This is a genomic window from Methylobacterium sp. J-030, from assembly GCF_022829545.1.
Taxonomy (GTDB): Bacteria; Pseudomonadota; Alphaproteobacteria; order Rhizobiales; family Beijerinckiaceae; genus Methylobacterium.
In genome coordinates this window covers 1-12,237 of sequence record NZ_JAKSYM010000260.1, presented here as the reverse complement: position 1 = coordinate 12,237, position 12,237 = coordinate 1, and the positions used below count along the sequence as shown (strand labels likewise).

The following is a 12,237-nucleotide window of genomic DNA, read 5'->3' as shown; positions in this document are numbered from 1 at the left end:
CGACATGGCCAGAGGCGCAGCCACCGCGGGGGCGGTTCCCGCGACGGAGCGGATGACCCGATATCGCTGGGTCGTCATGGGTCTCATCTTCGTCGTCTACACCTTGGCTGCTGCCGACCGGGCCAACATCGGGATCGTGCTCCCCTTTGTGAAGAAAGCGTTCGCGATGACCAACACGGAGGCGGGCGCGGTCGTCAGCCTGTTCTTCGTGGGCTATTCGGTCATGCAGATCCCAGCAGGCCTGCTGGTGAAGCGCCTCGGCACACGGATCGTCTTCCCGATCTTCATGATCCTGACCTCGCTGTTCACGGGACTTCTGGGAACGACGGGCTCGGCGGTGGCGATGAAGCTGAATCGGCTCGCCCTCGGCTTTGCCGAGGCGCCCCTGCCGGTCACCATGCTCTCGACCATGAACCGGTGGTTCCCGGACCAGGAGAAGGGAACCGCGGTCGGCCTGTTCCTCGCGGCCGCCAAGTTCGGACCCGTCGTCGTGCCGCCGCTCGGGGCGCTGATCATCGCCACGCTCGGCTGGCAGTATGTCTTCTTCATCTGCGCGCTGCCGGGGTTGGTTTTCGCCGTGCTCTGGTACGTCCTCGTGGCGGACGAGCCCGCGCGTAGCCGGTTCGTGTCCCCCGCCGAGGCGGCCCATATCGGCAGCGGGCGCGCGGCCACGCCCGCCGGCCGCGCGCCCCCGGCGAGCCCGACCTCGCCCATCGCGCCGCGCTTCGACCGCCTCGATCGCGTCATACGGGGGCGGTCGGTCCGACCCATCGCCACGGCCCGGGAGACGTTCGCCTCCGGCAATATCTGGGGTCTTGCCATCGGCTACCTGATGATGACCGGCATCATCAACGTCATTCTCGCCTGGCTGCCGACTTACCTGACCACCGTCAAACACTTCTCGCTGATGAATGTCGGGTTCGTCGCCTCGGCTCCCTTCGTGGGGGGCGTGCTCGGCAACATCATGGGTGGCCTGTTCTCCGACCGCCTCGTCGGCAAGCGGCGCAAGCCGACCATCCTGATCAGCACGGTCTCGACCGTGTTCATGATGGTCGCGCTCGTCCACGCCCCGAACGAGCCGGTCACCCTCGCGATCCTGCTGTTTCTCACGGGCTTCCTGCTGAACGTCGGGTACTCGTCGTTCACGGTCTACCCCGCGGAGCTGACGACGAAGGACGCCTATCCGTTGGCCGTGTCGGTGGTGAACACCGGCGGCCAGGCCGGAGGCGCGCTGTTTCCCTTCCTGACCGGGCTGCTTCTGGACGCCTACAACTGGGACGCCGTGTTCCTGTTCCTCGGCGCCTCGTCGCTCCTGGCGATGGGGGTGATACTGCTGGTGGTCGAGCCGGTCGAACGCGACGGCCCGGTCCCGCGATGATATCCACACATGCCGAAGTCTTGGGTGGGCGATAGGGGTTCATCCGCTCCTTCGACGAAGCTGCACCAAAGCAGCCATTCCGCTTCCGGCCGGGCTACGGCATGTCGGATCGCTATCGCGCGCAGAACCGGACGTTCGGCTAGGCGCCCTGTGCAGACATGCGGAACACTTCGAACTTTTCTCCCGAGCGGACGTCGACCGGACGGGGTCAGGCCGGACAGGAATCCCATTTATACGGGGCAGAACAATTGCCCATTCGGCATTGGCGGCCGGCAGGCGCTTATTGGGCCGGGGACCGGCAGCGTCTGGCGCGGTGCCTGCAAGCAGTCGAAAGTCGTCAACGACCGCTGAGGAGCCGTGTCAAGGATGAGGCCTCGGCGCGTAGGGACGCACTGAGCAGGTCGATCCGCTCACCCGCGAAGCGGCTTCGCAATCCCACAATGCCGAGCGCGCCGAGGAATATCCCGTGGTTGCCATGGACTGCTGTTGCGATTGCGGCGGTCTCCAAGTCGCGCTCGCCGAGCGATATGGCAAGCCCGCGCTCCCGGATCGCCACGCTGTCCGGATCCGTCGCGCCGGTGTAGGCCAGGAGCACACGCCCGCCCGCGCCCCTGTCGAGCGGAAGTTGTGCGCCTTCTTCGAGATGGTGACGGATCATCCGCGGCGCGTGGTGACGGTAGAGGCAGATCCGCTTGTCGCCATCCCGAACGTAGAACGCCGCGGTTTCGCCCGTCGCCTCGGAAAGACGAGCGAGGGCTGGACGCACGTAGTCAGTTAGATCGAACGTCTGCCGATAGAGTTGACCCAACCGCAGCGGCGTTGGCCCGAGACGATACTGTCCGTTATCGTCACGATGCAGGTAGCCGAAACGAGAAAGCGATCCCGCCAGCCGCAGGACGGTGCTCGGATAGAGCTGGGTCCGTTGTGCAATCTCCGCCAACGTCAGCCGCACCCGATCCTCGCTGAAGGCGTCGAGGATGGCGAGGGCGCGCTCGACCGCATCCACGCGCGGCAGTTCGATGCCTCCTTTGCGCAATGCCTCGATCTTGTGCTGGCCCGGCGGGCGCCCGCGGCGGCGCGCTAGATTCCCCATGTCGGATGACATCTCATGCACTCCGACTCGTCCAGCCGTTGACGCAGGCGAAATAATACGCGAGAATTTCTATAGAGTAGAAAATTATTCTGTCTAGTAGAATTATTGCAAGACCCTGTGTAGGTCTTGGCAGGAGGAGACATGCAGGAGACCGACGTCGTCGTCAGCGAGGTGGGCCCGCGCGACGGCCTGCAGAGCATCGCGCGGACGATGCCGACCGCGGCGAAGCTTCACTGGATCACCGCGCTGGCAGCCGCCGGTTTGCCGGAGATCGAAGTTGGCTCCTTTGTTCACCCCGGACGTCTCCCGCAGATGGCGGATACGGCCGAGGTCGTGCAGGCGGCGGGAGATTTGCGGGATGTCACCATCCTCGCCCTCGTGCCCAATATAAGAGGTGCACAGCGCGCGTTTGCAGCCGGCACGCCCAAGCTTACGGTGCCGGTCTCGGCATCCCGGCTGCACAGCCAGTCGAACGTCGGCATGACGCCCGAGCAGGCTGTCGAGGACGTTGCGCGTATGTGCGTGCTCCGCGACAGCCTGCCTGCGGGCCAACGCCCGGGCATCGAGGTCGGCATCTCGACCGCCTTCGGCTGCACCCAGGAGGGGCCGGTGGATGAGGCCTGGGTGATCCAGCTCGCCGAGATGGCTGCCCGGGCCGGTGCCGACAGCGTCGGCTTGTCCGACACCACCGGTTCCGGCAACCCGGCGCAGGTGCGGCGCATGTTCAAGGCGCTCAAGCGCGCCCTGGGTGATCGTGCGGGGGGCGGTCACTTCCACAACACGCGCGGGCAGGGACTCGCCAACGTGGTCGCGGCGCTGGAGGCGGATGTCACGACGTTCGATGCCTCTCAGGGCGGCCTCGGCGGCTGCCCCTACGCCCCGGGCGCCACCGGCAACGTCGTCACCGAGGACCTCGTCTTCCTGCTGGAGGCGATGGGTCTGCGCACCGGGATCGACCTCGACCGGCTGATCGCGGCGCGGGCCGTCATCAGGGAAGCGCTGCCCGGCGAACCCCTCTACGGCCATGTGCCCGATGCTGGGCTGCCCAAGGGTTTCCGCTCCGCCAGCGATCGAAGGAACGCCTCATGACGGGCACCCTCGGAGACGATCCGGTACAGACCACCGTGAAGCCCTTACCTCTAGCCGGTATCCGCGTCGTCGAGTTCTCGCACATGGTGATGGGGCCGACCTGCGGCCTCGTGCTGGGCGACCTCGGCGCGGACGTGATCAAGATTGAGCCGGTCGGGGCGGGCGACAACACCCGGCGCCTGCCGGGCTCTGGCGCGGGCTTCTTCCCAACCTACAACCGGAACAAGCGCAGCCTCGCCGTCGACCTGAAGTCGGCCGAAGGCCTCGCCTTGGTCAAGCGTCTGATCGCGGGCGCCGACGTGGTCACGGAGAACTTCCGGCCCGGCGCCCTGGACCGGCAAGGTCTCGGGGCCGAGGCGCTCTGCGCGGCCCACCCGCGCCTGATCTACTGCTCGCTCAAAGGCTTCCTTGCCGGGCCCTACGAGCAGCGCACCGCGTTGGACGAGGTCGTCCAGATGATGGGCGGTCTCGCTTACATGACCGGACCACCCGGTCGGCCGCTGCGCGCCGGCGCCTCGGTGAACGACGTAATGGGCGGGATGTTCGCCGCCATCGGCATCCTCGCCGCCCTGCAGCAGCGGCACACGACCGGTCGCGGCCAGGTGGTTCGCAGCGGCCTGTTCGAAAACAACATGTTCCTCGTGGCCCAGCACATGGCGCAGTTCGCCGTGACCGGGAAGGCAGCGGCGCCGATGCCGGCCCGCATCTCGGCCTGGGCGGTCTACGACGTGTTCGAGACCGCCGACGACGACCAGATCTTTGTCGGCGTCGTCACCGACACGCAGTGGCAGCTGTTCTGCGAGGCGTTCGGGTGCAGCGACCTCGCCGGGGATCCCGACCTCGCGACCAACCCACAGCGGGTGCACGCGCGCGAGCGTTTCATGCCGCGGTTGCGCGAGATCCTCAGACAGCACGACCGCGCCGCGATCATGCAGGTCTGCGAGCGCGCCGGCCTGCCGTTCGCGCCGATAACTCGGCCGGACGAGATGTTCGACGATCCGCACCTTAACCATCCCGGCGCGATGGTCGGGGTGACGCTCTCCGACGGTCGAACGACTGCGGTCCCGGCCCTGCCGCTGGAGCTGAACGGCGTCCGACCCGGCCTGCGCCTGGACTTGCCCGAGGCAGGCGAGCACGGCGCCGAGATCCTGACCGAACTTGGCCTCGACTCAACCGAGATCGAGGATCTCACCAGCCGCGGCATCGTCAGTGGTCCGACCCGTCTCCGGACCCGCGCCGACGCGGCCTGAGGTCCCACTCCGATCCCGGCGCGCGGCCTCGACGCTGCGCTGAGCCCGAAGAAACCGCACCCGACCGGAAACGCCTCAAGAGGATCTGCACCATGTCGAGCCACGCCCTGGTCGGGGCCGCCGCAGCCGGCGCCGACCCCACCATCAAGGCGGCCGAGGACGCCGCGATCCGCAAGGCGATGTGGCGCCTCGTGCCGATCCTGATGCTCGGGTACTTCTTCAACTACATCGACCGGACCAGCGTCGGCTTCGCCGCCTTGCAGATGAACCGCGAACTCGGCTTGACCGCGACACAGTTCGGTTGGGGCGCGGGCATCATGTTCGCGAGCTACTGCCTGCTCGAAGTGCCGAGCAACCTCGCCATGTACCGCTTCGGCGCGCGACGCTGGCTCGCCCGCATCATGATCACCTGGGGGCTCGCCGCCGCGGCGACCGCCTTCGCGGTCGGCCCTTTGAGCTTCTACGGCCTGCGCTTCCTGCTCGGTGTGTTTGAAGCCGGCTTCTTCCCCGGGGTGATCTGGTACCTGTCGGTCTGGTTTCCCGCTCGCTCGCGCACCCGTGTGCTGGCGTGGTTCATGGCCGCCACCCCACTCTCGTCTCTGATCGGCGGCCCGGTCTCGTCGGCGCTTCTCGGGATGCATGGCGTGCTCGGCATGTCCGGCTGGCAATGGATGTTCATCGTCGAGGGGCTGCCCGCCTGCATTCTCGGCGTGCTATGCCTCGTTATTCTCTCGGATGCGCCGAAGGACGCGGCGTGGCTGTGCGTCGAGGAACGGGCGGCGTTGACTGATGCTCTGGAGCGCGAGCGGCGCGAGCGTCCGCAGCACAGGCTCGGCGCGGCGCTGCGGGACCGCCGCGTCTTGGTGCTGGCCGGCATCACCTTCGCCTTCACGATCGGATCCTACGGCGTCGGCATCTGGCTGCCCCTGATCCTCAAGGGTCACGGACTGCCGACCCTGACCATCGGGTTCGTCTCGGCGATCCCGTACTTCTTCGCTACGATTGCGATGCTGCTGTGGGCCCGGGTGGCCGACAAGACCGGGCGCAAGATCCTCAACATGGCTTTCGCGCTCACCTGCGGTGTCATCGGCCTCGTGATCTCGGTCGTGTTTAGCGCCCTGGTGCCGGCGCTTTTCGGCCTAACCTTGGCACTGATCGGCACGATCTCGGCCAGAACGGTATTCTACACTATCCCGCAATCCTTCCTCACTGGCGCGGCCGCTGCGGGCGGCCTCGCCTTCATCAATTCGGTCGGCGCAGCGGGCGGCTTCGTCGGGCCGTTCATGGTCGGTTGGTTGAAGGATGCGACCGGATCCTACGATGCCGGCATGCTAGGCATGGCGTTTATCCTTGTGCTCGCGATTGGGCTGAGCGGCCTGCTGTTCCTGTTCATGCGCGGTACCCCCCGGGTCACCCCCGTGAGCCTGACGGTCCAGAAGACCGTCTGAGTGAGGCCGACCGTCCGCGCCGCTGTTCGCACCGCGCGATCGGTCCCTGATCCGGATCGAAGGAAATTATGATGCTGTCACGCCGGATAGTCGTGGGCGCGCTCCTAGGCGTCTCTCTCGCACCGCTCACGCCCTGCGGCGAGGCGGCGGGCCTCGACGCGGAGGCACCGCTGCGTCTCATGACGGCCGACGTATACACGGCGATGCCGGAGGCACTGCGCCGGACAGACACCGCCTCCGAATGGTCCACTGTCAACAAGGTCGGCCAGCCGCCGGTAGACAGCTTCCTCGAGGGGCTCTTCGCCGACGCCGACGGGACCCTGTACTGCGTCGACATCCCGTTCGGCCGCCTGTTCCGGATCGCACCCGATCGAACCTGGACACAACTGGCCGAGTGGGACGGCGAGCCCAACGGCATGACCCGCCATCCGGATGGCCGCTTCTTCATCGCCGACTACAAGCAGGGCCTGCTCACCTTCGACCCGGTCACCGGCAAAATCGCCACGTTCCTCGGGCGGCGCGACAGCGAGCGGTTCAAGGGCCTCAATGACCTCACCTTCGCGCTGAACGGCGACCTGTACTTCACCGACCAGGGCCAGACCGGGTTGCAGGACCCGACCGGCCGGGTATACCGCCTCCGCGCAGACGGCCGGCTCGACACGATTCTGGCGACGGGCGTCAGCCCGAACGGACTGGTCCTGCACCCGAACGAGCATGTGCTGTTCGTATCGATGACGCGGGACAACGCCGTCTGGCGCGTGCCCCTGTTCCCGGACGGCAGCACCGGCAAGGTCGGGCGCTTCGTCTCGTTCCACGGTGTCAGTGGCCCCGATAGCCTGACGATCGACTCCGAGGGTACGCTCTGGTACCGCACGCCTCGCTCGGCTCCGTGTTCGCAGTCGATCCTGACGGGGAGATCGTCGCCCGCATCCGCGCTCCGCGGGGCAAGACCGTGACGAACGCCAAGCTCGGCGGTCCGGATCGCAAGACGCTGTACTTCACCGAGTCGTCGACCGGCACCATCCTGACCGCGCCATGGGGCGTGGCTGCCCGCCGGCAGTACGCCGACAAGGCTTGAGCCATGAACTGGTACCCGGCCCCCGAGACCATCGAGACCGAGGTTTTCACCTCAATGCCGCAGGATCTGCGCAGGCCGGTCGTCACCGACTGGGCGCAGGCCAACAAGGGCGGTCACCCTGTCGACTGCTTCCTGGAGGGGCCGTGCTTCGACGCGGCCGGCAACTTCCACGTCACCGACATTCCGCACGGACGCATCTTCCGGATCGCGCCGGACGGGACGTGGACACAGCTTGCGGAGTGGGACGGCGAGCCCAACGGCCTCGCATTCCATCCGGACGGGCGATTGCTGATCGCCGACTACAAGAACGGCATCCTCAGCCTCGCCCCCGGCGATGATAGACCCGAGCCCCTCCTCGCCCGGCGCAACAGCGAGCGCTTCAAGGGCGTCAACGACTTGATCCTCTCGCGTGCCGGTGATCTCTACTTCACCGACCAGGGCCAGACTGGGCTGCAAGACCCGACCGGGCGCGTCTATCGCCTCAGCCCCTCCGGCCGCCTCGATTGTCTGCTCTCGACCGGGGTGAGCCCCAACGGTCTCGTGCTCTCAGCCGACGAAAGCGTGTTGTTCGTAGCGATGACGCGCGACAACGCGGTTTGGCGTGTGCCGCTTCAGCGCGACGGCAGCGTCTCCAAGGCCGGGCGCTTCGCGAGTTTCCACGGCACCAGCGGTCCGGACGGAATGGTGATGGATGAGGGCGGTAACCTGCTCGTCGCCCACGCCTCGCTCGGCGCCGTGTTCGCGCTGGGGCCGCAGGGAGAGCCACTCGCCCGCATCCAGTCCTGCCGCGGGCAGACAGTGACGAACCTCACCTTCGGCCGGGCTGATCGCAGCGCGCTTTACATGACGGAATCACAGACCGGCACCGTTCTGCGCGCACGCTGGCGGCGTCAGGGCCTGCCAGTCATCCACCGCTGAGTGGACCGGACGGTCCACACTCCGCGGCACGTTCACCTGAGCCCAATCGATCACACGTTCTGCGGGAGGCCGAGTTGAGCCGCACGATCTTGGTCGAATACCACACGAGTTGGGCCCGCATCCGCATCGCGCGGCCGGAGAAGCGCAACGCCCTGGACCGGGGCACACGGCGCGCGCTCGGTACGGCCATTGCCGACCTCGAGCCGGGCACGCGCGCCGTCGTCCTGACCGGAACAGATACGAGCTTCTGCGCCGGCCTCGATCTCAAAGAGCGTGCGACCGAGATCGCCGCGGGTCGGTCCGATACCGCCGGCGAGGAGGCCATTGCGCTCAACATGGTGATGCGCTCGCACCCAGCTGTGTTCATCGCGGGCGTGAACGGCCTGGCTCTCGGCGGCGGGATGACCCTTGTCAATTCCTGCGACCTCGCGATCGCCGCCGAGGACGCCGAGTTCGGAACCCCTGAAATCAGCTTCGCCACCTATGCGAGTATGGCGGGACCGACCGCGAGGCTGTTGCTGAATCGCAAACGCGCCGGCTGGTTGCTTCTGACCGGGGAACGGATCAGCGCCTCCACCGCTCACAATTGGGGCCTCGTCAATGAGGTGGTGACCGCAGATCACCTTGAGGCGCGTTGCGCCGAACTTGCCGCGCGCATCGCTGGGTTCGACGCCACGGCGCTGTCTATGATCAAGGCTACCCTTGACGCGGTGCCGGGTGCCGCAACGGATTGGCGGGAGGTGCTCATCTACGGCCAGGGCGTCAACGCCGCGATCCGCAACGCGCGAGGGCGGCCAGGAGACGCGGCATGAGCACGAGTTTTCCCAAAGCCTTCACCGAACTGATGGCAGCGCGCGGACGCGGCGATCCGGCATTTGGCGCGGTGTTGATCACCGGCATCGATCCATTTTTCCGCACGCCGTTCCGAGCCGGTGAGACAGTTGAGGCCGACCTGGCATCGATCGGCGTTACAGCTGACGATCTTTGCGAGGCTCGTACCGGACGTCGCCAGAAGATAAGCATATCCGTACGCGCGGCGGCTGCTACATCGCGCATCGTGGACTATACGCAGGTTAGAGGTCCTATGGTCGGTTTTGGACCAGGCAGTAATTCGAGCCGATCTTACCCTGGACCGTCATCGGCCTTGTTGTTTCACCAGGATATTCAGCAGCTATCATTAACTAATACGCGTTGCTTGTGCGACTCAAGATCATGACAAAAACTCGCGTGCAGCTTGTGGAAACGATTAAGCCCCGGAATTAAAGTTGCCCGATCACCTAATCGCAGTGCATTCAATCGACCCTGGATATGATCCAGATCTACGCCTGAGCGCACCTCATCGGGTGTCATCGCGCCGGGCAAATCAATTCGTTTATTTTGACAATCCTAGTGCCCGAAGCCATCGTCGCCATCGAATATGATTTGCGGGCGGTCGGCGGTCGGCAGTCGGTCCAAAATACCGACCTGAATGGCGCTGTAAAACGTCATCAGTACCATAGTTGTTTGCGGTTTACAATGTAAGCGAAGTTATTTTAAAGGATATGCGCTATGCTCTACATGGTTTACATGAAGGTGAATTTTCCAGCCACCTTACAGAAGGACGAAATCGATCGCCTCAAGGTGGAAGCGAAGGCGCATTCGCAGAAGCTGCAGCGTGACGGCAAATGGCGGCACCTGTGGCGCGTTGCCGGGCAGTACGCGAATTTTAGCGTCTTTGAGGCGTCAGGCAACGACGAAATTCATGAAATTCTGATGTCTGTGCCTATTTTTCCATACACATCAATCGAAGTTACTCCTCTTGCGCAGCACCCTTCAGCAATTTCACTCGACTGAGTAAGAATAGTCCGTGACGGGCGTCGTCGATAGGTTCTTTGAGGCCAGTGGGCTAGGGTCTTTCGATTCGGGGGGCACGCGAACCGCATCGTAGGACGAGCGATCGTGCATTGCTGGATTTCAGGCTACTTACCGAAGCTCCTTCTATTCAAGCCAGAACCAGCGCGTGACGATGGTGGGCGTTCTGGTTGGCGTTCAACCTTGGACCCAGCGTATGGTCCACGCGTCGATGTGCAGGATTTCCGACGCGGTTGTCGAGGTGTGCCGCTTGGCCCCGGCCTTGATGGTTCGCAGCGGTTATCTTGGTAAGGGAGATCATGATGCGGCGGCGTGAACTGCTTCTGGGCATGGCGAGTTTCGCCTCGATCTCGCCTGCACAGGCTCAAAAGCCCGACGCTGTTCTTCGTCTGACTTTGGGGACTGCGACGCCGGGCGGTTCGTTCCCAGCCTTCGGCCGAGCGCTCATCGCGGCGGTTCACGAGGTCGACCCAGGGTTGGCGATCGAGCCGAGGGTCACGAAGGGCTCGACGGAAAACCTGCAGTTGCTCAAATCGGCTCAGCTCGACCTCGCTCTCGTGCAGGGTGAGTACGCCTACGAGGCTTTATCCAGCCAGCGTTCCGACGGCGTTGGTTTGAAGGTCGTAGCACCCATCGACGCCTCGCCTGGCATGTTCGTGGTCCCAGCCGCTAGTCCGGTTCGGAACATCCCGGATCTGCGCGGCCGTGCCGTCGCGCTCGGCACACGCGGCTCGGGCTTCACGATCATGGGGCGGACTGTCCTACAAGGCTCCGGCATCGATCCTGACCACGACATCACGCCGGTCCTCCTCGATGATGCCGGCGACGGCGCTACACAGGTTCTCGACGGTCGAGCGGCTGCCCTGTGGGGTGCGAGTCTCGGCTGGCCAGGCTTCAAGAGCCTCGCGGATGCGCCCGGTGGCGCCCGCTTCTTCGGCCCGGCGCCCGAGGCGATCCCGGACATCCTGGCCCTGCGCACCTCGATGCGTCGCCTGACTGTCCCGGCCGGCTCCTTCCGCGGACAGGACGCGGTGATCGAGACCGTCGGGTCGTGGAGCTTCATCCTGGCGCGACCTGGCCTCGACACCGCCAGTGTCACCCGGCTGGTGCGGGCGATCGACCAGGGCCGGAACACGTTGGCTCGACTCTATCCTCAGGGACGCGAGAGCGACCCGCGCAACTTGGTCTCGAACGTACCGACCACATGGCTGCATCCGGCGACTGCGGTGTATCTCCGTGAATTCGGGACCGATCCGAATTGATTAGCGAGCGGCGGCGGCTTTTGGGCCGCAGCGTTTCGAGCTAAACCGGTGCGGCTAAGCTCGGCGTTTGAACCAACTGGCCCGTGAGGAAGCCCGCGATGATCCGGTCCTTGTGCGTTGCCGCGGGCGCGCTTGCCCTCATGCTGCCCGCCGCGCGCGCCGACGAGATCAAGCCGAGCGAAGCACCGCCCGTGTCAGCAGCGCCATCCTCGGCCCCCACGACGCAGGCCCCCGAAATCGCGTTCGACTCGGTCCCAGACTTCCTGAAGCTGCCGCCGGACATCCATTTCGGCGAGGTGGCGGGCATCGCTCTGAACTCGAAGGGGCATATTTTCATCCTGTCACGCGGGGCGACACAGGGGCCGGCCTACGGCGCCGCTGCCGCCCAACTCCTGGAGTTCAATCCAGACGGCACCTTCATCCGGGAGATCGGCCACGGCCTCTACGCGTGGTCCTTCGCCCACGTCGTGCGCGTCGACCGCGAGGACAACATCTGGGTCCTGGACAAGGGCTCGGACATGGTGGTGAAGTTCACCCCCGAGGGCCGCGTCGCCATGGTCTGGGGCCGCAGGACCGAAGCTGCCGACGAGACGGCCGAGCCCTGGAAGCATCCCATGCCGCCGCTGCCGCCCGTGCAGGGCCAGTTCCGGCAGGTCACCGACGTGGCCTGGGACAAGGCCGGCAACGCCTACATCAGCGACGGCTACATCAACTCACGCGTGGCCAAGGTCGACAAGGACGGCAACTGGGTCGACTCCTACGGCAGCTACGGCACCGAGCCGGGTCAGTTTCGCACCCTGCACTCGATCGCCTCGGACGCGAACGACAACATCTACATCGCCGACCGTGGCAACGCCCGCATCCAGGTGA

At 65.5% G+C, this 12,237-nt stretch carries 12 protein-coding genes and 1 pseudogene; 12 read left to right on the top strand and 1 reads right to left on the bottom strand.

Features of this window, described 5'->3' with window-relative positions; translation table 11 throughout:
- Positions 1–4: 4 nt before the first annotated feature.
- Positions 5–1,378: an MFS transporter gene (locus MKK75_RS18790; RefSeq protein WP_244044049.1), complete on the top strand. Its 1,374-nt coding sequence runs from the start codon at positions 5–7 to the stop codon at positions 1,376–1,378.
- 337 nt (positions 1,379–1,715) lie between these two features.
- Here MKK75_RS18790 and MKK75_RS18785 read toward each other — a convergent pair whose 3' ends face one another.
- A complete protein-coding gene (locus tag MKK75_RS18785; RefSeq protein WP_244044048.1) occupies positions 1,716–2,483 on the bottom strand; it encodes an IclR family transcriptional regulator in 768 nt (255 codons plus the stop codon).
- 129 nt (positions 2,484–2,612) lie between these two features.
- Between MKK75_RS18785 and MKK75_RS18780 the strand changes: the two genes are divergently transcribed.
- The 11 genes and pseudogenes from MKK75_RS18780 to MKK75_RS18735 all read left to right on the top strand — a co-directional run.
- Positions 2,613–3,560 (top strand): hydroxymethylglutaryl-CoA lyase, encoded by a 948-nt coding sequence (locus MKK75_RS18780; RefSeq protein ID WP_244044047.1) that lies wholly within the window; start codon positions 2,613–2,615, stop codon positions 3,558–3,560.
- Positions 3,557–4,810 (top strand): CaiB/BaiF CoA transferase family protein, encoded by a 1,254-nt coding sequence (locus MKK75_RS18775; protein WP_244044046.1) that lies wholly within the window; start codon positions 3,557–3,559, stop codon positions 4,808–4,810. The genes MKK75_RS18780 and MKK75_RS18775 overlap by 4 nt, the downstream gene beginning before the upstream one ends.
- Positions 4,811–4,902: 92 nt before the next feature.
- The gene (locus MKK75_RS18770) at positions 4,903–6,258 is read left to right on the top strand and encodes an MFS transporter (protein WP_244044045.1); all 1,356 of its coding nucleotides are present in this window, start codon (positions 4,903–4,905) and stop codon (positions 6,256–6,258) included.
- Between the two features lie 68 nt (positions 6,259–6,326).
- Positions 6,327–7,204 (top strand): annotated as a pseudogene (locus MKK75_RS18765) (SMP-30/gluconolactonase/LRE family protein); the annotation flags it as partial.
- Positions 7,205–7,210: 6 nt separating this feature from the next.
- On the top strand, positions 7,211–7,336 hold the full coding sequence (locus tag MKK75_RS36140; protein ID WP_409567594.1) for a hypothetical protein: 126 nt from the start codon (positions 7,211–7,213) through the stop codon (positions 7,334–7,336).
- 3 nt (positions 7,337–7,339) lie between these two features.
- Entirely contained in the window at positions 7,340–8,254 is a 915-nt protein-coding gene (locus MKK75_RS18760) for an SMP-30/gluconolactonase/LRE family protein (protein WP_244044044.1), read from the top strand.
- Positions 8,255–8,328: 74 nt separating this feature from the next.
- Positions 8,329–9,066 carry an enoyl-CoA hydratase/isomerase family protein gene (locus MKK75_RS18755; protein ID WP_244044043.1) on the top strand — a complete coding sequence of 246 codons (738 nt, stop codon included), beginning with the start codon at positions 8,329–8,331 and terminating at the stop codon, positions 9,064–9,066.
- Positions 9,063–9,470: a hypothetical protein gene (locus tag MKK75_RS18750; RefSeq protein ID WP_244044042.1), complete on the top strand. Its 408-nt coding sequence runs from the start codon at positions 9,063–9,065 to the stop codon at positions 9,468–9,470. Before MKK75_RS18755 ends, MKK75_RS18750 begins: the two co-directional genes overlap by 4 nt.
- Positions 9,471–9,802: 332 nt before the next feature.
- The gene (locus tag MKK75_RS18745; protein WP_244044041.1) at positions 9,803–10,087 is read left to right on the top strand and encodes a muconolactone Delta-isomerase family protein; all 285 of its coding nucleotides are present in this window, start codon (positions 9,803–9,805) and stop codon (positions 10,085–10,087) included.
- 317 nt (positions 10,088–10,404) lie between these two features.
- Positions 10,405–11,367, top strand: coding sequence for a TAXI family TRAP transporter solute-binding subunit (locus MKK75_RS18740; protein ID WP_244044040.1), 963 nt, complete (start codon positions 10,405–10,407; stop codon positions 11,365–11,367).
- A gap of 98 nt (positions 11,368–11,465) precedes the next feature.
- The coding region (locus MKK75_RS18735) for a 6-bladed beta-propeller (RefSeq protein ID WP_244044039.1) at positions 11,466–12,237 on the top strand (772 nt) is incomplete at its 3' end.

Bases quoted from the DNA above. Each gene is read 5' to 3' on its own strand.
- MKK75_RS18770 (WP_244044045.1), top strand. From the start codon at position 4,903: ATGTCGAGCCACGCCCTGGTCGGGGCCGCCGCAGCCGGCGCCGACCCC.
- MKK75_RS18745 (WP_244044041.1), top strand. From the start codon at position 9,803: ATGCTCTACATGGTTTACATGAAGGTGAATTTTCCAGCCACCTTACAG.
- MKK75_RS18780 (WP_244044047.1), top strand. From the start codon at position 2,613: ATGCAGGAGACCGACGTCGTCGTCAGCGAGGTGGGCCCGCGCGACGGC.
- MKK75_RS18760 (WP_244044044.1), top strand. From the start codon at position 7,340: ATGAACTGGTACCCGGCCCCCGAGACCATCGAGACCGAGGTTTTCACC.
- MKK75_RS18790 (WP_244044049.1), top strand. From the start codon at position 5: ATGGCCAGAGGCGCAGCCACCGCGGGGGCGGTTCCCGCGACGGAGCGG.
- MKK75_RS18785 (WP_244044048.1), bottom strand. From the start codon at position 2,483: ATGTCATCCGACATGGGGAATCTAGCGCGCCGCCGCGGGCGCCCGCCG.
- MKK75_RS18740 (WP_244044040.1), top strand. From the start codon at position 10,405: ATGATGCGGCGGCGTGAACTGCTTCTGGGCATGGCGAGTTTCGCCTCG.
- MKK75_RS18775 (WP_244044046.1), top strand. From the start codon at position 3,557: ATGACGGGCACCCTCGGAGACGATCCGGTACAGACCACCGTGAAGCCC.
- MKK75_RS18750 (WP_244044042.1), top strand. From the start codon at position 9,063: ATGAGCACGAGTTTTCCCAAAGCCTTCACCGAACTGATGGCAGCGCGC.